Below are 18989 nucleotides of genomic sequence, written 5' to 3'. Positions count from 1 at the left end.
GAGCCAAAGATGGAAGAGGACGCGCATGTTTACAATGCGACGACGAGGGACACCTCAAACTGTGCGATCAGAGTGCGGAATACGGCGAGCGACTTGTCGGTTGACACCATCGATGACTCTTTGGACCAAGACCTGCTCTGAAAGCGCGGTACATGCATGACTCAACCGTTGATTCCACTGGTGAACCTGGGCGGCGACAGCGCCGAGGTGTGCGGCCCCGATGGGTGTGCCGTCCCCGCGACGCATCCAGCCGCGACGGCAGATATTCCCGTCGACGCACACTATGACTTGATCATTATCGGCAGTGGATCGGGGAACTCCATTCCCGGCCCCGAGTTCGACGACCGCTCGATCGCGATCGTTGAGCGGGGGGCGTTCGGCGGAACCTGCCTCAACGTCGGCTGCATTCCGACCAAGATGTATGTGTACGCGGCAGACGTGGCCCTCGAGACCGCCGCAGCGACCCGGCTCGGCATCGAGGCCGAAGTTACCTCAGTGGACTGGCCTGGCATCGTCAGCCGTGTGTTCGACCAGCGCATCGATCCCATCTCTGCGGGCGGCGAAGCCTACCGACGCGGCAGCGAAACCCCCAACATTGATGTCTACGATCAGCACGCGGTGTTCGTGGGGGAGCGCACGCTGCGCACCGGTCAGGGCAGCAAAGAGCGCACTATTTCGGGTGATCAGATCGTGATCGCGGCCGGATCGCGGCCGCTGATTCCCGATGTGATTAAAGCCTCGGGGGTGCCGTTTCACACCAACGAAGACATTATGCGCCTGCCCACCCAACCAAAGTCGACCGTGATCGTGGGCGGCGGGTTTATCGCGGTGGAGTTCGCTCACGTCTTTGATGCGTTGGGCACCGACGTCACCATCGTGACCCGTTCACCGCTGCTACGCAGCCTCGACGCAGATTTGGGGCAGCGATTTAACGAGCTTGCTGCCGACCGGTTCGATCTGCGCGCCGGGCGCACGGTTACGAGCGCCGAGCATGTCGAGGGCGGCGTCAGCGTGCGGCTCGATGACGGCTCGACGGCGACCGGTGAGATCCTGCTCGTCGCCACCGGCCGGGTACCCAATGGCGACCAGCTTGACCTGCACGCGGGGGGTGTGGCCGAAACTGATGGGCGCATTAGCGTCGACGAATTCGGCCGATCCACCTCGGCTGCGGGCGTGTGGGCGCTCGGCGATATCTCGTCGCCGTACATGCTCAAGCACGTCGCCAACGCAGAGATGCGCGCGGTGCGCCACAACCTGTTGCACCCCGACGAGCTGCAAAAGATGCCGCATGACTTCGTGCCCTCTGCCACGTTCACCCACCCGCAGATCGCAACCGTGGGAATGACTGAAGAGCAAGCCCGCGAGGCAGGTCACAACGTGACCGTCAAAGTGCAGGCTTACGGTGACGTCGCCTACGGGTGGGCGATGGAAGACATAACCGGTATCGCCAAGCTCGTGGCCGACCGAGACACGGGCAGGCTGCTCGGCGCACATTACATGGGCCCCCAGGCCTCGACGCTTATTCAGCAAATGATCACCGTCATGGCGTTTGGTCTCGACGTGCGCGAGGTCGCCACGAAGCAGTACTGGATCCACCCGGCACTGCCCGAAGTGACCGAGAACGCTCTGCTGGGGCTCGACTTTTCGTCGTAGCAGCCACGCTGCTCTGCAATCAACACCAACCCTGAGGAGTTTCAATGTCGCAAAAAGTACTGACGCAAAAAGTATCGTTCTGGTTTGACGCGCTCTGCCCCTTCGCGTGGCAGACATCTCGCTGGATCAAGGAAGTGGAGCAGGTTCGCGACATCGAGATCGAGTTCAAGCCCATGTCACTTGCCGTGCTCAACGAGAACAACGACGAACTGCCCGAGGAATACCGAACGTTCTTGGCTACCGCCTGGGGCCCGGCGCGTGTGAGCGCGGCGATCCAGCTTGAGGCACCCGAGAAGCTTGATGCTTTCTACACCGCGCTTGGTACTCGCCTTCACACCAACGGCCAGGGCGGCCGCACCGGATCAAACGCCTACGACGACCTCATTCTTGAGTCACTCGCCGAGGCAGGGCTCGACGCGAAGCTCGCCACGGTCGCCGCGACCGAAGATGTCGACGTGCAGCTGCGTGCGTACCACCAGGAAGCGATCGACGCGGTGGGCGACGATGTCGGTACCCCCGTGATCAAGTTTGGCGATACCGCGTTCTTCGGCCCGGTCATCACTCGAGTACCGAAGGGCGAAGAAGCCGGCGAGATCTTCGACGCGGCCGTGCGGCTGGCACAGTATCCGTACTTCTTCGAAATTAAGCGCTCGCGCACCGAGATGCCGCAGGTGTAGCTCGGGCGTAGCAAAACAGCGTGTGGATCCTGCGACTCGTTCCTCGCGCAGGAAGACGGGGGAGTGTGTGCGACTCGTTCCTCGCGCAGGATGACGGGGGAGTTGGTCCCCACTCGTCATCCTGCGTGCACCACCCCCACTCGTCATCCTGCGCGACGGAGGAATCGCAGGATCCAGTGCGCATGAACCCGACGTCTCGCCGAGGCCTTAACCCCAGAGCGAGACTGGGTGCGTGACGCGCCACCACAGGTCGGGCTCGGTAAACGTGCCCCGCTGTGCAACTGGCACGAGTTCTGAGCCGGTCGGTGACATGATCTCGACGCTGCCGGCCTGATCCGGATCAATGGTTGCGGTTTCAGCCTGATCTGGGTGAGTGGTCGCGGCCTCGCCCAACACAGCCTCGAACGAAGCGGCTTCGCCGGGTAACAGCACCGCGCTCGCCGCTGCCGTCGTTTCGAGCGGCTCACGCTGCCCCGTCACCGAGACGGCCTCGCCGATCTCAGTGCCCGCGTCAAGCAGGGGTACGAGCTGGGGGAGGGGCTCCATCGCGGCGAGCATGTCGCGGCCCGATTGGGCGCGCTCTTCGACCGACCCGCGGCCGAGTGTGACAGAAATTTTGGTGACCTCGCGGCCGTGCGCGTCGACGCGTTGCGCGGCGATCAGGTTGAACCCGGCAGAGCTCGAGCGGCCGGTCTTGAGCCCCACCATGTCGGGCAGCTCGCCGAGAAGCGGGTTCGTGTTCTCGATCGTGCCGATACCCCAGGGCATGTCGGCCGATTGCAGGTTGGTGAACTCGGTGATCGTGGGGTTATTGAGCGTGAGGCGGGCGATATGCACGAGATCGGCCGCGTTTGCCCGGTTGCCCTCGTCCATGCCGGTCGGCTCGACGAACTTGAGCGAGTCGAGCCCCTGCGCTTTCTTCCACTCGTCAACAGCTGCAAGGAAGGCCTCGTCGGTACCGAACACGGAGCGGGCGTAGGCGGCCGCGAAATCGTTTGCCGAGGGCAAGAAAATGAGGGTGAGCATCTGCCGCTCTGTCACCTCGGTGCCGACGGGAATGGGGTAGGCGACCCCGTCGCGGGCGATGTAGCCGGCTTGCAGCGCGGCATCTGCGTCTGACCATACGATCGTTTCGCCGTCTGTGCCGGGCGCGAGCGGGCGCGCTTCCTGCGCCACCAGCACCGTGACGAGTTTCGAGATGCTCGCGAGCGAGTAGGCGGCCTCGTCGTTTGACCAGACGTCCTCTGACTCGGCCCAACCGATCGCGGTCGGCAGCGCCTGCGCATCGACCGCGGCCTGCGCGGGGGCGGCATCGGCTACGATCGGCTTTTGCTCGGCCGCAAGCACCAGCTCTGCATCAGGGAGCGCGGCCGTCGCCGCGGCTGCGGTGTAGCCGCCCACTGCTGCAACGATGAGCACCGCGATGGTCGCGGTAACTTTGCGTGCGCGGCGGCGCGACATCGCGCGGCGTGCATTTTCGGGGCTTGAGTCGGGGTGGGGTTCGTCGGCTTCTGTCACCCACTCACCCTAAGCGATGGGTCTGTAGTTCAGCCGCTGAACCAGCGCTCCACCAGCAGCTGCAGCTGCACGGTTGCTGTGGAGGGGCTACCAGCGCACTGTACGCGGTGCTGGTCTCGCTGAACCAGTTTTGCAAATCGTAAATGTTCTGGGCAAACGCTCGCCGCAAAGTTGGGGGAGTTGTGATGCTTAGCGGAATAGGCACATCGCGCTGTCTCTTTAACGAGTTGACCGGATGTGCCAGGTGCTGGGAGTCACGTTACCCGAGGCTTCGGCGCAATTTGGCTCCTGCACACACGCTGGCCTGATACGACGAGAACTCGGATACGGCGATGATTCAGTGGGTGAGTAGCCCCATGCGGCTGGCTCGCAACAGAGCCTCATCGCGGCCCTTGGCTTCGAGTTTGCGGTAGACAGCGTTGAGGTGTTTCTTCACGGTCGCGGGAGTGATGAAGAGCGCGCTCGAGGCCTCTTTGGCCGTGCGATGCTGAGCGACCGCATTCAACGTGCGAATCTCCATGCCGGTGAGTCGCTCGTAACGCTTCGCGCGGGCCGCTACCGGCACAGATTCGACAAGTGCCACTGCATCAACGATGCCGGCCCGCTGCGCGGCCTCTGCAACCTGGGTGAGGATGTCATGTGGGACTGTGCGTAACGCAGATACCAGCCCAAAACGCTCGATGAGCGTAGCTCCCTGCTCCCACGCGCTGAAGGCTTCGGCCTTGCGGCCGGCGCTCCACGCAGCGCACGCGATGATCATGGACCGGTGGGTCTGCTGCCGCCGAGACGAATTGGAATCAGCGACCCGCTCTGCTGTAAGTATCGCGCGTACGTCGTCAGCAGCGAACAGCGCTCGCCGTGCCTGTTCGATGATGATCACGGAGCTGTCTTGAGGCATCGCCGCGAGAACTTCGTCGGCCGTCGCGAACCGGCTGCAGAGCGTTGCAACTAGAGCGTGGTACGAGTGAAGCAGAGGCGAGTTATGGCTGAGGTGAGGATCCTCGTCGGCTAAGCGCGTGATCGCCGTCTCCATGTGAGACAGAGCCCAGTGTGCGCCGTGGGTTGAAAGAATAGACTCTGTCTCGGCAACTAATAGTAGGGACCGGTGCTCAGTTCGACGCGCAATTGGTGAGACCGCGGCGATGGCGCGTGTCAGTGATTGTTCGTCGCCTAGCTCGTAGGAAACATTTGCTCGCGCGACCTCACCGCTCACCCACGTGACATAGGCAGCCTGTGAGCCGGTGCGCTCTGCAAAGCTATCGGCGTGCTCGAGGAGTTGCGAGGCGAGAATAATATTGCCATCGAGGACCTCGGTGAGCGCTCGCTCGTAGAGGGCTGCGAGCAGCCATCTGTGGCCAGATTCGACGTCGGTGACGGTGCGTGTGGAGGCAGGTGGAAAGCCAGACCATGGGTAACTGATAAGCGTTTCGGCATGCACTCGCAGGCGCTCCCAGGTGCTTCGTGCTCGATTGAGATCACCAGCCACAAACGCTGTCGTCCCGAGCTCCCTCAAATAGACCGGGAGCGACCCGGTACCGACAACTCGCCGTGCGCCATACCCCAAACGCTGGGGGAGTGGAGTGAACACGTGGGTGGAGTCGACCTGTGCTTCAAGACTGAGGGAAAGTCGATGGGCGGTGTGCACGTCGCCGGCGAGCCGGGCCGCGACCATGGCTTGCATGAGGTGGGGGACTCGTAGCTCGCCAGAAGGCTGGGTGCCTTCGTTCTGCAGCTTGATGCTTTGGTACCACAGGGCGGTGAGATAGGTGAGTGCTGAGTCTGGTGTTTTCGGATCACCGAATGACAGAAATAATTGTGCAGCGATGAACGTCGGGTGCTTCACTAGCGAAGCCTTTGGGATCGCGCGCAGGTCGCCGTTGTTCGCGCCTGGTTCATCGGTGATCGTGGCAAAATGCTGTACCAGCAAAAGTTCGGCCTCGTCGTATGCAGCAATTTTGAGGTACATGCGGAAAGCGGTCAGCGGCGACGTATGAGCGATTCTTGTCGCGCGGCTGTGTATGACGTGCGACCGCTGCGAGTGCGTAAGGAAGCCCTCGACGCGTGATGCGATGCCTCGCTTGACTGAAGGGTGACACCTAAACTCGTCGGTATCTCCGGTTGCTGCGGGAACGAGCAGCCCGAGTTCTGTGAGTTCGTCGATGGCGCTTCGTACCTCGGCGGCGTCGCCGGTGGTGATTTCTTGCGCCTGATCGATGTCGATGACATCGGTCAATGTGGCTGCCAGCATGATCGTCTTCGCATTGGCATTGAGGCCTTCGAGGTGGTGCTGAGCAAAACGCGTGAGTGCGGCGAGCGGCTCGAGATGGAAGACCGACTGATCTGGTGCGGGAGTAGCAGATGAACCTGCCTCCGCCGCGGCTGGGGCGAAGGCCGCGCGTATCGCGAGAGGCCACCCGCACGCGAGCTCGAGTGCAGCAGCTGTGCCTGCGGTGTCTGGTGCGCTGAAGCGCGCGACTACGTGCTCCCTTGCCTCCTCGAGAGTGAACGCGAGGTGCTCCGCAGTGACCGCCAGCATGGGCACGCGGCGGGCAGCAAGTGGGCCGTTGAGTACACAGACACGGCGAGCGATGACGATGAGTCTGAGGCGAGGGCTAGTGAGATCGAGCAGCGAGAGATCGTTCTCGGGTGTGGTCGCAAAATGGTAGTCGTCGATCACGAGAGTGAGTGGTTGTTTGAGTGCCGCGACTTGACGTAGAAGCGCGGATCTAGATGCTTCAGGTTCTGGAAGGCCGGCAGTGATCACTGTGGACAGCGCTGCGGCAATATCGGCCCACAGGTTGTGGGCAGAATCGGGGAAGCAGCGCATTCTGACGACGAGCGCATCTGGTTGAGCAGCAAGCCACGTCGAGACGAGTTTCGTCTTCCCGAAGCCTGCGGGTGCACAGATCAGAATCGGGGTGAGGTCTCCAAATGGGCCTCGCGATGCCGCATTTAGTTTGGCAAGTAAACGTGTTTTGTTGCATGACTGCATAGTGTCCCTCGGCATCTCTAAGAAATAAAGATCCCCCCGCTCACATTCTAGCGAACCCTAAGGGTGAGTATAAGGGTGAAGATCCAGCAGCTGTTGCACCGTCCCGGTGCGATTTCTCGTACGCTATGTGTTTGTTGGCCTGCGTTCAATGTTTTACCCAAAACTTGCGCTGACCCGGTCTGACATGAAGTCGATGACTTACGTGCGGATCTTTGAATTGAAGGACGGGGGTTCTTGTGCGGTCTACTCGACGTGTACGCGTGGCCATTGCGCTCAGCTTGAGTGTGGTGGTCGGGTTTGGTGCGCTTGTTGCCGACACTGTGCCCGGTGTTCCAGCTACCCCAGCCTCAGCGACCGAGGGCAACGGTGAAGCCAACGAATCGGTCGTTACCGCTGAGCTGCCGGTAGAAGATTCAGACGGATCTTCGGGCGCGGAGGCTCCGGCGGAAGAGGTTGCCCCGGCGGAAGAAGAAGCTCCTGTCGAAGATGGCAGCGAGATTGCTTCGGAGGAGGGCTCAGACGACGACGGGAGCGATGCTGCTCCTGAAGAAACGTCCGGCCCGGTTGCCAGCGAAACAGACTCTTCGGGTGATGCTGCGGTACCTGCCCCAAAGGAGCCCTCACCGCAAGCCGAAGCGCTCGAGAGTCTAGACGCGCCGAGCATTGGAACCTTCGCGATGCCGACCGGGCGCAACTACCTGACATGGGAAGTCACCGACGCCGCGAACAGCCACGTAGGTGGTGCGACAGTGAACGTGCAGGGGCCACGAACTACTAACTGGTGGGGAACCGTTAACTGGGGAAGCGTATACAACGTGACCGATTGCACGAGTGACCCGTGTCACGCCAACTCGATGGATCAGGACCCACGACCCGGGTACTTTGCCGTAGACAACCTGAACAGCTTTCCCGCAGGTGGCGGGGTTAGCAAGCAGCCGATCACTGCCAATAGCCGCTACCGTATCCAACCAGTCGGATCAATTATTGATTACAACTGGACCATCTCAACCGCGAATTGGATTGAGATACCAGGAACTGACAACAGCCCGGATGGGTGGCCAGCAACTGGGCCCTGGGAGTTCAACGACCTAAAGGTTGAGCCACGCGCGAGCGTCAATTACTGCATGGTAGAGCCGGCGAACTCGTATTATTCGTTGAATCGTAACAGTGCTACTGGCCGCACGACGAGCATTCGACGCGTCACGCACAACCAGGCAGAAACGTCGATCACCGCCGCGACGGCACTGGTGCCGGATTCCACGGTGACAGTTCCGTCTGAAGCGACTGCTAATGGCCTGGGCATCACACCGACTGGCGTATTTTACTTCGCTTCGCAGATCGCCCCAAATCGTCAGGTTACGACCTACCGTTTTGACCCTCAAGTCGACACTGCACCGTACCCGGTGTGGACGATGGATCTGCTGTCGCCTGTCGCAGGTTACCTTGTGGCCGGTGATGCCACGGTCTACGACGGCGCCGAGGAGTTCTACTACGCCTACTTCTCGAGCTCCCCCAACAACATCAGCGGCCGGTCGGCGCTTCGCATGCACGTTTACAGGTATTCGGCGGGCAACGGGGAGCGCACCGGTGAAGTCTCGCACGTCGATGTCGAACGCCCCGTGAACTTTACAACGAACGCCAACGCAATGAACGGTGACTTCGCGTTTGACGGCGCGAACAACCTGCAGTTCATCATGTCTGATACCGCGGGTGGGTACACGGTCTCGGGCTCGGTTTCGGGTAACGAACTGCACTCGCTACCCGGTTCACACGTGCTCCAAACGGTGCCGACGATCATTGGAAATGGAATCGGTGGACGACTGCCGGCTGGGCAGCGAGAAGCAATAAACGGCGTGGCCTACACGCAGGGTGGCCGCGCACTCATTCAGCAAGGCAATATCAACTCATTTGCGAACCCGACGACGATGCAGATCTTCGGCAACCGCACGTCGCTCACCGGGGTCGGTACCCTCGTCGACCTTGCGAGCTGCGCCGAACCCACGACGATCAGCGTGCAAAAGAACCTCGTTGGCGACCGGTTCGCCCCGGGAGACCAGTTCCAACTGAACGCATCGCGCACTGCCGGTGGCACGACCTCAACTTTTGATTCGGTGACCACGACAGGGGCCTCGTCGGGTATCCAGTCGCAGCAGATCGGGCCCTACGCGATGGTGTTCGACGGAACATTCAGAGCCAGCGAGACCGTAGCGACGAACGGATCGAATTACGCGACGACTTGGGCATGCTACGTCGGCTCCTCGACAACACCGTTCCTCGATGGAACAGGGAGAAGCCTCGAATTTGCCCTCAGTAGCACGACGCACAGCACACTGGTGCCAGGCTCAAACATTCGATGCGTCTTCACCAATGAAACCTTGAGACCAAGCCTGACGATCGAGAAAACCTCTGATCCGGCCTCGGGTGAGACAGTCACAGCAGGCACCATCGTCGATTACACGCTCACGTTTGCGAACACTGCCGGAACAGCTGCGGCCACGGTCGACCACATCGATCATCTTGGCGACGTGCTCGACGATGCAGACTTCGTGGACGCTGCCGGCAATGTCGTCACCACACCGGTGATCACCACACCTGGAACGCCCGGGCTGAGCGCTAACTGGAACTCCACAAACCAGCAAATCGATATCGCAGGCAACGTGCCTGCGACTGAGACGCGCACCGTCACGTTTCGTGTGAAGGTAAAGGCGAACACAGAGAACTCTGCGAGCCGCGAGAATGTGGCCGCTCCGCTCGCAGGATATTGGCTGCGCAACTACCTAACACCGAGGGGGGTGACTCCGCCGGCCAGCTGCGAGGCGCCCGCTGAGGGTGAGCTCGCGACCTGTGCGGAGCATCCGATCCCCGCGTGGACAGTGTCAAAGGGTTCGTTCCCCGCCGATGGTGCGCTCATCCACACGGGTGGAAACGTGAACTACCGCGTCACCGTATCGAAGCTCAACGGTGGGGCCGGTGACTGGAACCTCGAAGGGGTCGCGGTGACCGACGACCTCACTGACGTCATGAAGTCGGCGGGTTGGACACCGGGCGTGACCGTGCCTTCGGGCGCACGCTCGATTGGTATCTACCTCTTTGAAACGGCAACCGGGGGCGCGCCGACGGTGCTCTGTCAGGGCGAAGCTGATGGCGGAGTCGACTGTGTGCCCGCACCAACCATAACTGCCGGTAGCGGAACTGCTCCCTACTTCGACAGCACATGGACACTCACCACGCGTGAGTTTAATATGCCAGCGAACATTGTGCGGGCCGAAGTTTGGTACACAGTTACCGCGGGCCAGGCACCCGAGGTCCCGGGGGCCTGGGCACCAGGGCCGATTCAATGGGGCACCTCCCTGACAAACTCAGCGACGGCAGACAGCACGACACAGGATCCGCAGCAGTGCATAACTGGTGTCGACGAGACCTTCAACGCCGACGAGTGCCAGGTGACTCAACGCATCGAATCAGGTTTCTTCACGATCCGCAAAGACGGTGTCAGTGCGAGCGGTGTTGAGACCAATCTCACCGGCCACCGCTTCGAAGTGCGCGATGACAACGCAGGTCAAATGAATAGCGGTGTATCGGCGCAAATGTGCACGGCACAGGATTGGGGCTCGTCAGGTTACACCGGCACGATCCCTGCGGTGCCGTGGAACGTTGATCCTGCGTCATATCAGGGAGCTCCCGCAGAATGTGCCTACCTTTATCCCATTGAATCAGGGTCACAGGAGGGGCGCTGGCGCTCACAGAACTTGCCCACGGGTACCTACTGGCTCGTCGAAACACAGGCGGCGGTGGGCCACCAGCTTCTCGCGGAGCCGGTGAAGTTTTCGGTCGCCGATGCGGCAGGCGAAGGCAAACTGACGGCATACGACTCCTCAGGAAACGCGCTCAGCGCATGCTCCTCGACCAATCCCAACGCCACTGCCTGCGTGAACCCCACGGGCTGGCTCATGGTGATCCAGGACCCGCGCATGGCTGCGCTCCCGCTAGCCGGAGGCATGAACCTCGCAGCCGGCCTCTCGATCGGAGCAATCGTGCTGCTCACTGGCACGCTCGGTGCCGCTTGGGTGATGCGACGACGCAACCAGACACGAAGCAGTCGTGCGGTCTAGCCCGACCATTCTTTCTCTAGTTTTTACGGTTCACAGATCCACTCTGAAAGGAAAACCATGACCATGAAAAAACGAGGGCGCAAGGCGCTCGCCGGGCTGGTCGCAGCAGGTGCTGCGCTTGCACTCGCGCTCAGCGGTGCCAGCATAGCTGCAGCAGTCGACGGGCAGGCAGACAGCCCCCTGATCCTCCCCGGTGAGGCGGGCGAGCCAATCACCGGCACAGTGACCGTGCACAAGCACGAGCAGGGTGACGCGGCCGGATCAGCAGCAAACGGCCTGCAGCAGGACGTGACCTCCCCGACCATTGCGGAGGTGGAGTTCACCGCGAAGCAGGTGATGAGCTTCGACGCAGCAGGTGAGACATACTCGCTTAATCTCACGACGAACACCGGCTGGCAAAATGCAGCTAAGCTCAGCTACAACGCCGCGGCAGACACCTGGGCATTTGAGGGTGCTGCAGCGACTCCCGTCTTCGGTACCGACATCGTGCGAAACACTGGCGCCGCTGGCAGCTATGCTGCGGCAGTATTCGATGACATTCCCGTGGGCCTCTACCACTTTGCTGAGACAGGCCACCCAGCAAACGTGACGCCGTCGGCGCCCTGGGTAATGTCGGTGCCGCTCACGCACCCAATCGAGCTTGACAGTTGGCTGTACGACATCAATGTCTACCCGAAGAACTCGACCACAGCCATCACAAAGACCGTTCAGGATGCCGATGGCATCAAGATCGGTGACGCCGTGAACTGGACGATCCGTGGCGACATCCCCCGTACCGCGAACCCCGAGTTTGACGCACAGGAAGTAGCGAGCCTCGAGAATCTCGAGTTTCTGGCCCCCAGCCGCTACACGATCACGGATCAGCTTGACGGCCGGCTCGCCCTTACGTCAGTAGAGGTCTCCCTGGTTGACTCAGCTGGCGATCCCCTCGGCGCTCCGGCGCTCGTCGCGGGCGACTACACAGTAACGCCCAACCCAATCCCGGGTATTGGTGACAACCGTGGGCAGAGCGTAGTCGTCGACTTCACCCTGGCTGGCCGCGCGAAGCTTGGGCTTGTGGGATCGACCGCGGGTGCTCAGGTGCAGGTGCTTGTCGGTACCAACGTCGCCGCACTGTTGAGCGCCCCCGCAGTTGATGGCGAAGAGGAAGGCGTCGTTCAAAACCAGGCGTTCCTCTTCCCGAATGACAGCACGGTCGAAGGTATCCCGAGTGATGTTCCTGTCTCGAAGTGGGGCGATGTACTCATTCGCAAGGTAGATGCCTCCAACATTTCCAACCCCCTCGAGGGGGCTGTGTTCAGCGTGTTCACGAGCAAAGAGGAAGCCGAACTAGGCGATAACCCGATAGCTTTCGGGTCGGGCGGTACGACGACCTTCACGACGAACGATCAGGGCGAGGTGCGCATCTCGGGCCTGCGCTATTCAGGCTGGGCCGATGGTGTCGAACTGGATCCGTCTGATGATGGCTACCGCACTTACTGGCTGGTAGAGGTCACTTCACCCAACGGATTCGAGCTCCTTGCTGAGCCAGTCGAGGTTGTTGTCGACGCTGCAGGCGCAGACGTAACGGTGACGCAGATCGAGAATGCTCCGCACAACGCCGGCTTCGAGCTGCCGCTCACGGGTGGCATGGGCACCGCGATCCTCACCATCCTCGGTGCGGGCATCCTCGCCGCTGTGGTTGTAGTAGCGCGTCGTCGCCGCAACGAGGTAATTGCGGAGTAACAACCGCGGGGGGTGCGCGGGCCAACAAACCCGCACCCACCCCCGCTCTTTCTGAGTGGATCAGCACCAACACCGAAGGGAGGTACCGAAATGAACCAGATGACTATTGAGCCGACTGCGCAGTCCGGTGCCTCCTTTGGTGGGGGTGGCGATACTTCCCTCAAGCGCACCGGTATATACACACCGATCCTGCTGCAGACGCTCGCAATGATCGGCATTGGTGCGCTGCTGTATTCGAGTGCCGCAGACTGGTTCTCGGCGCTCGGTCACAACTCAGAAGTTTCAGGGTATGTGAACGAGGTAGCGCAGCTGCCTGAAGAGACACGCCTCGACAGCCTCCGTGTCGCCCAAGAGTACAACAAGCACATGCCGATGGGTGTGCTGCGAGACCCTTACTCCAGCACCGGAATCGATGCCGATCTCGCTGACGATTCGGCGTACCAGGCCTACCTTGATGTGCTGCGCGTCAGCGACAACGGTGTGATCGGAGAGGTGAGCTACCCACAACTGGGTATTTCGCTGCCGGTGTACCACGGCACCAGTGACGAAGTGCTTTCCAGGGGCGTCGGCCACCTCTACGGCAGTTCGCTTCCCATTGGTGGCCCGTCCACACACTCCGTAATGACGAGTCACTCGGGCCTCATCAACGCCTCGCTGTTTACCGAATTGCCCAAAGCCGAGATCGGTGACACGTTCACGGTCACAGTTCTCGGTGAAAAGCACCACTACGAGGTGCGCGGTCTCGAAACTGTTCTACCTGAACAGACCGAGTCGCTGCGGATCACCGATGGCGAAGACTGGGTGACACTCATCACCTGCACACCAATTGGTGTGAACAGTCATCGCCTGCTGGTGCAGGCCGAACGCATCCCCACACCGTCTGGTGAAAGCGGCTATGCGGTCGCGGGCGACGCGCGTAGGGCTGGCCTCCCGTGGTGGGCACTCATTTTTCTTGCCGGATCGGCGGGCTCCGCCTACTTGATCTTTGCGCCGCCACGACGGTTGGCAGCAACACCAAATTCTTCGCACGACCACACCACGCACCAAGCATCGGGCCATCCGGTGACCGGCACCACAGGGGAGGCACGCTCATGAGCATGCAGACACGCACGCATGCCCGAGCCCGCGGTGCAGCGCACCTTCGGGGCCGCAGCACCATGGTGGTGCTCGGAGTGCTCTTCGCGATGTTCTTCGCCCTGCTCCCCGCTCAGGCGGCGACCGCGACAACCGTTGACCCCGACGCGGTCACCGCGATCGAGATTCATAAGTTTGAACAGCCCGACAGCCTTGGCGCGGTAGCCGACGGACTACCGAAGAACACAACCGGGCTTACTCCAGTTGCGGGCGTCACCTTCACCGCAAAACTGGTGCCGGGTCTTGACCTCACCACTAACGCCGGCCAGAAGGCCGCGACCAAACTTACCGCTGAGAAGGCTGCCGCTCGCGTGGCAGGACAGCCGGTCGCCGCGACCGACGTCACTGACACGGCGGGTAACGCTACACTCGCGCCCCTCGGTGTTGGTCTCTACTACGTGCAAGAGACAACAATCCCCGCTGGCTACGTGGGTGCGGCGCCCTTCCTTGTTGCACTGCCGCTCACCAACCCCGTCGAACGTGACGGATGGTTGAACACCGTGCATGTTTACCCGAAGAACGCGAAGGCCGGCATCACCCTCGATGTCATCGATCAAGATGCGGTGAAGCTCGGCGACACCGTGCACTGGACCTCGCACTCGACGATTCCACTGCAGCCCACCCTCGACGGCTACATGATCGAAGAAGTCATCACTCCGAAGCTTCGGCTCATCGGACCACCCGCCACCCTTGCTAAGTATGTGCCCGTTCGTATCAACTGCGACAACTGCCCGGCACTGGCGCCGGGCACCGATTACACGGTGACCTACAACGATGCGACGCGCACCATCATAGTCAACTTCCTTGAACCAGGCCTGCGCAAACTCGAACAGGTAGCCCAGCACTACCCGGGCGCGACGGTGCAGGTCGACTACGACACGACTGTGCTCGCTGAGGGCATTCACGTCAATGAGGCAATCCTTTACCCGAGCCAAGCCGCGATCGAAGCGCGCCTGGGTGTGAACGATACCGCCACCACTAAATGGGGCCCGCTCTCGGTCATCGTCCACGAGCACGGCAACCCGTCGAATCTCATTCCTGGCGCCCGCTTTAAGGTCTACCTCACACCAGAAGACGCACTCGCACAGCGCAACCCCATCGTCATCGAGGGGGTTCAGGAGTGGACCACCGACGCGCAGGGACGACTGATCGTCAATGGTCTGCGATTTTCAGACTTCGTGAATGGGCTGGACCGCGAGACTGGCGATCCGCTCTACCGGTATTACTGGGCGGCCCCCACCCATATTCCACCGGGCTGGACCTGGATCGACGATAGGCCGCTCTCTGGCTCGGTGAACTCCGAAGTGGAGTATCAGACACTGATTTTCCAAGTGACGAAGCCTGTAGAGCCCAGCGTTGGTGTTGATCCGCGGCCAACGCCCGAGAACCCACAGGGACTTCCAGTCACCGGCGCTCAAATCGCGGGTATTGGTGTCCTCGCCGCTGCGCTCATCGGGCTTGGTGCCCTCCTCTTCCTGCGACGCCGTCGTAGTGGCCACGATTCCCTAGACTCCCTCCAGTGAACACACTCGAGGGTGGCGCTCTGACTACCGGTTCCCCCCGGCCAGAGCGTTGGCCTGGTGGCGATCCCCCCCCAAGTACCGCCACCGGGCCACTTCTTCACAAACGTGCTCCTCAGCACGGGCGCAAACCCAAGCGCAGCCGCAAACAGAAGCGACGACTTGCATTAAACCTCACGCTCCAGTGCTTTGCGATGCTTGGCATCGGCTTACTCGTGTACCCAGCGGGCGCCGACTGGGTTAATTCCATTGGTCATAACTCCGAAATATCGGGGTACATACGCGGGGTTGAGAGCACCGCTGGGCCCGAGCGGCAGCGAATCCTCGACGCTGCCTACGCCTATAACGACTACCTAGAGCCCGGCCCGCTCACTGACCCCTATATTTCGATGAATGAGGACGCTGTGATGCGCAGTGAACTCTATGCAGCATATGAAGAGATGCTGCGAGTCAGTGGCAGCGACGCCATTGGTACCCTCAGTTACCCAGAAATTGAAGTCGCGCTACCCGTCTACCACGGCACCGAAAATGCTGTGATTTCGAAAGGCGTCGGCCACATGTACGGGACGTCACTGCCCGTCGGCGGTCCGTCAACACGTTCGGTGCTCACCGCGCATTCTGGTCTGCCGCAGGCGAAGCTCTTCACCCCGCTGCATGACGCCAAGGTTGGTGACAACTTCTGGATCTCCGTGCTCGGCGAAGACCACCACTACGAAGTGCGTGAAATCGAGACCGTGCTGCCAAATGAAACTGACTCATTCGAAATTACCGAGGGTGAGGATTGGGTGACACTCTTCACCTGCACGCCGACGGGAGTCAACAGCCATCGGCTGCTCGTGCACGCAGAGCGCATCTCAGGGCCCGAGAGTGACGGGCGCGAGGTCATCGCGGGTGATGGGGTAGAACTCGGATTCCCGTGGTGGGCGGTATGGTTCATCGGTGGATCAGCCGCTGTTGGCTGGTTGCTCTTCTCAAAACCACGCACGCGCCCACGCAAGAGCCACACAATCGACAAGTCAACGTAAAAGCGCTCCTGCGCCCTTGCCGATGCGTGGCGTCAAGGTCTTGATACCTTTAATAGGTAGGAGCTTGTCGATCGCTCTGACCCTTGGGCACAGGTCGATCAGTGGTGCGCTGCAGGGAGGGGCCGCGAGGCATGCAATTCGAACGGATCGCCGCGGCACTACGGCGCGCGATGCGGAGCCTCTTCGAACTACCGCCGGGGCCGGATCCCCGCTACTGGATCGCGACCCGAGCGGCGCTATCGATGGGTGCTCCGCTCGGGCTGCTCACGCTGCTGGGCTATGAATCGTTGGGGCTGCAGACAGCGGCCGGCTCGTTTGTGGCGCTGTTTGCGGCAAGTGCGGGCGCCGCTGAGCGGGCCAAGGTGCTCCCCGTGGTCGGTGGGATTTTGCTGCTCTGTGCGGGGCTGGGCGTGCTGCTCGCGCCGTGGCCCGCACTACTGGTGACGGGGCTCGTTGTGGTCGCCATTCTGACGAGTGGGCTAGCGTTCGCGTTTCGAATCGGCCCGCCCGGCGCCGTGTTCTTCGTGCTGGTGTACGGGCTCGCGGGCAACATCACGACCGAGGTCGATGGCGTACGGCTGAACTCGCCAACGGCCTTTCTTGTGGCGATCATGGCCGGCATGCTTTTCGCCTATCTTGTGGCGCTCACACCGCTGCTGCGGCGCACTGAACGCGCCCGCGATGTGCGGCCGCTGCGCGAACTCCTGCCGGGCCCGTGGGTGGGGCCTGGGGAGATCGAGCTGATCGCCCGCATTGCGGTCGCTTCTATAGTGGGTGCGCTGGTGACCGCGCTGCTGCTTGACCCGCACCGTGCGTACTGGACAGTGGCGGCCTCGGTGGCGGTTGTCGGTTTAAGTACGGCGCGAAGCTATTCGCTCACACGCGGGCTGCACCGCATGACCGGCACGCTGCTGGGCGCGGTCGTCTATTTGGTGATCGCACCTCTCTCAGAGCACCCGATACTTTTGGTGCTCGTGTTTACGGTGCTGCAGTTCATCATCGAGGTCGTGGTGGTGCGCAACTACGCGCTAGCGCTCGTGTTCATCACGCCACTGGTGTTGCTGCTCGTGGGCGCCGCGATGGGTGGTGGCGATCATTTTGCGAGCGCGGGGGAGCGGGTGATCGACACCGTCGTCGGCTCGCTAATCGCGATTCTGACGGTGCTGATTCACCGACCGCGTAGATCACTGCCTGAGTAACTGTCGCGACTGGCCGCTCTGGCCGCCGCCGGGATCTGGCCTGTCGCCGACCTCGCACACTGGCGGTGCGCCTCACTGTGTGAGATGGGCGGGGCATTCGCGATCCGGATCAGGCAGAATAGCCGTTGGGGGCATGCGCCGCGGCCCGACCGCGCTCGCATTCCCTCACAGCACTGATTTACACCGCACGCTCTAAAGCACAAGGAGGTCGCTCATGACCGCGCACACTCAGGCCCTCATCGTGGGATACGCCCGCACCCCGTTCACCAAATTCACCGGCCAGCTCGCCGCGCAGCCAGCGACGGTGCTGGGCGCGCACGCCGTGAAGGCTGCACTTGAGCGTGCCGGAGTATCGCCCGATGACGTCGATATGCTCGTCGCCGGCCAGGTGCTGCAGGCGGGTGCCGGCCAGAACCCGGCCCGTCAAACCGCCGTGGGAGCGGGCATCGGTATGAACGTGCCGGCTATCACGCTGAACGCCGTGTGCCTGTCGGGCACCGAGGCCGTCGCGCAGGCCGCCCGCCTGATTCGTGCTGGCGAGGCTGACATTGTCGTCGCCGTGGGGCAGGAGTCGATGTCGCTCGCACCGCACGTTACGCAGCTGCGCGTCGGCACGAAGTACGGCACCGCTCAGCTCGTCGACACGGTCGACCGCGATGGGCTTTCTGACGCGTTCGATCAGGTCGCGATGGGGGCGCTCACCGAGACGGGCAACACGCCGCTGGGGCTCACGCGCGCTGAGCAAGATGAGTTCGCCGCCGCCTCGCACCAGCGTGCGGCGGCCGCTACGTCGTCGGGGTTCTTCGCGGGCGAGATCGCGCCGTTCACGGTGACCTCGCGCCGCGGCGACACCGTCGTTTCGGTCGATGATGGTGTGCGCGAAGCGACGACCGCCGAGTCGCTTTCGGGCCTGCGCCCGGCGTTTGCGAAGGACGGCACGATCACCGCCGGTAATGCCTCGCAGATTACTGATGGGGCCGCGGCACTTGTGCTCGCGAGCCCCGCCGCCGCCGAGCGGCTCGGGCTCACCCCGATCGCGTCGGTCGAGGCGACCGCGCTGGTCGCCGGCCCCGACACCCACCTGCACTCGCAGCCGGCGCGCGCGATCGCTGCGGCGCTCGCGAAGCTGCCCGGTGCCTCGGCCGCCGACCTTGCGGTCGTCGAGATCAACGAGGCATTCGCCGCGGTCGGTGTGCAGTCGACCCGCGAGCTCGGCATCGACCCCGCGATCGTCAACCCGCACGGCGGCGCGATCGCCCTCGGCCACCCGATCGGAGCCTCGGGCGCACGCATCGTGGGCACGCTGGCCCGTCAGCTGGCCGAAAAGGGCGCCGGATCTCTCGGTGCCATTGGCATCTGCGGCGGCGGCGGTCAGGGCACCGCGGTCGTCCTGCGCGCGGTCTAGCCGTTTCTGCGTCGTGCCCACCCCCACCC

The 18989-nt window shown here is 62.1% G+C and carries 11 protein-coding genes; 9 read left to right on the top strand and 2 right to left on the bottom strand.

What is annotated here, in order from left to right:
• Positions 1-156 precede the first annotated feature (156 nt).
• Together mtr and C795_RS0103815 are read left to right on the top strand one after the other, a co-directional pair.
• Positions 157-1653 (top strand): mycothione reductase, encoded by a 1497-nt coding sequence (gene mtr / locus C795_RS0103820; protein WP_083879124.1) that lies wholly within the window; start codon positions 157-159, stop codon positions 1651-1653.
• A gap of 44 nt (positions 1654-1697) precedes the next feature.
• On the top strand, positions 1698-2330 hold the full coding sequence (locus tag C795_RS0103815) for a mycothiol-dependent nitroreductase Rv2466c family protein (protein ID WP_017792436.1): 633 nt from the start codon (positions 1698-1700) through the stop codon (positions 2328-2330).
• Positions 2331-2537: 207 nt separating this feature from the next.
• Here the strand turns inward: C795_RS0103815 and C795_RS0103810 are convergent, their stop codons facing one another.
• Together C795_RS0103810 and C795_RS16490 are read right to left on the bottom strand one after the other, a co-directional pair.
• Positions 2538-3848 carry a D-alanyl-D-alanine carboxypeptidase family protein gene (locus C795_RS0103810; protein ID WP_017792435.1) on the bottom strand — a complete coding sequence of 437 codons (1311 nt, stop codon included), beginning with the start codon at positions 3846-3848 and terminating at the stop codon, positions 2538-2540.
• Between the two features lie 337 nt (positions 3849-4185).
• A complete protein-coding gene (locus C795_RS16490; RefSeq protein WP_017792434.1) occupies positions 4186-6525 on the bottom strand; it encodes a helix-turn-helix transcriptional regulator in 2340 nt (779 codons plus the stop codon).
• A gap of 575 nt (positions 6526-7100) precedes the next feature.
• Here C795_RS16490 and C795_RS0103800 point away from each other — a divergent pair.
• The 7 genes from C795_RS0103800 to C795_RS0103770 all read left to right on the top strand — a co-directional run bounded on the left by C795_RS0103800 (position 7101) and on the right by C795_RS0103770 (position 18960).
• On the top strand, positions 7101-10952 hold the full coding sequence (locus tag C795_RS0103800) for a prealbumin-like fold domain-containing protein (protein ID WP_017792433.1): 3852 nt from the start codon (positions 7101-7103) through the stop codon (positions 10950-10952).
• A 57-nt stretch (positions 10953-11009) separates the two neighbouring features.
• Complete coding sequence (locus C795_RS0103795) at positions 11010-12677, top strand: SpaH/EbpB family LPXTG-anchored major pilin (RefSeq protein ID WP_017792432.1); 1668 nt, start codon at positions 11010-11012, stop codon at positions 12675-12677.
• A 90-nt stretch (positions 12678-12767) separates the two neighbouring features.
• Positions 12768-13772 carry a class C sortase gene (locus C795_RS15105; RefSeq protein ID WP_017792431.1) on the top strand — a complete coding sequence of 335 codons (1005 nt, stop codon included), beginning with the start codon at positions 12768-12770 and terminating at the stop codon, positions 13770-13772.
• Complete coding sequence (locus C795_RS0103785; RefSeq protein WP_017792430.1) at positions 13769-15334, top strand: SpaH/EbpB family LPXTG-anchored major pilin; 1566 nt, start codon at positions 13769-13771, stop codon at positions 15332-15334. The genes C795_RS15105 and C795_RS0103785 overlap by 4 nt, the downstream gene beginning before the upstream one ends.
• A 191-nt stretch (positions 15335-15525) precedes the next feature.
• Entirely contained in the window at positions 15526-16356 is an 831-nt protein-coding gene (locus C795_RS15100) for a class C sortase (RefSeq protein WP_017792429.1), read from the top strand.
• Positions 16357-16487: 131 nt separating this feature from the next.
• Positions 16488-17555, top strand: a complete 1068-nt coding sequence (locus tag C795_RS0103775; RefSeq protein WP_017792428.1) for an FUSC family protein — start codon at positions 16488-16490, stop codon at positions 17553-17555.
• Positions 17556-17769: 214 nt separating this feature from the next.
• Positions 17770-18960, top strand: a complete 1191-nt coding sequence (locus tag C795_RS0103770; RefSeq protein WP_017792427.1) for an acetyl-CoA C-acyltransferase — start codon at positions 17770-17772, stop codon at positions 18958-18960.
• Positions 18961-18989: the final 29 nt, after the last annotated feature.

Origin of the sequence: Leucobacter salsicius M1-8, assembly GCF_000350525.1 — a bacterium.
In the GTDB taxonomy this organism is placed as follows: Bacteria; Actinomycetota; Actinomycetes; order Actinomycetales; family Microbacteriaceae; genus Leucobacter; species Leucobacter salsicius.
The sequence above is the reverse complement of the archived record's forward strand: the minus strand, read 5'-3'. Positions and strand labels throughout refer to the sequence as shown.

Excerpts from the sequence above, each read along its gene's own strand:
- mtr (WP_083879124.1), top strand. The coding sequence starts at position 157 with ATGACTCAACCGTTGATTCCACTGGTGAACCTGGGCGGCGACAGCGCC.
- C795_RS0103815 (WP_017792436.1), top strand. The coding sequence starts at position 1,698 with ATGTCGCAAAAAGTACTGACGCAAAAAGTATCGTTCTGGTTTGACGCG.
- C795_RS0103795 (WP_017792432.1), top strand. The coding sequence starts at position 11,010 with ATGACCATGAAAAAACGAGGGCGCAAGGCGCTCGCCGGGCTGGTCGCA.
- C795_RS15105 (WP_017792431.1), top strand. The coding sequence starts at position 12,768 with ATGAACCAGATGACTATTGAGCCGACTGCGCAGTCCGGTGCCTCCTTT.
- C795_RS0103785 (WP_017792430.1), top strand. The coding sequence starts at position 13,769 with ATGAGCATGCAGACACGCACGCATGCCCGAGCCCGCGGTGCAGCGCAC.
- C795_RS15100 (WP_017792429.1), top strand. The coding sequence starts at position 15,526 with ATGCTTGGCATCGGCTTACTCGTGTACCCAGCGGGCGCCGACTGGGTT.
- C795_RS0103775 (WP_017792428.1), top strand. The coding sequence starts at position 16,488 with ATGCAATTCGAACGGATCGCCGCGGCACTACGGCGCGCGATGCGGAGC.
- C795_RS0103770 (WP_017792427.1), top strand. The coding sequence starts at position 17,770 with ATGACCGCGCACACTCAGGCCCTCATCGTGGGATACGCCCGCACCCCG.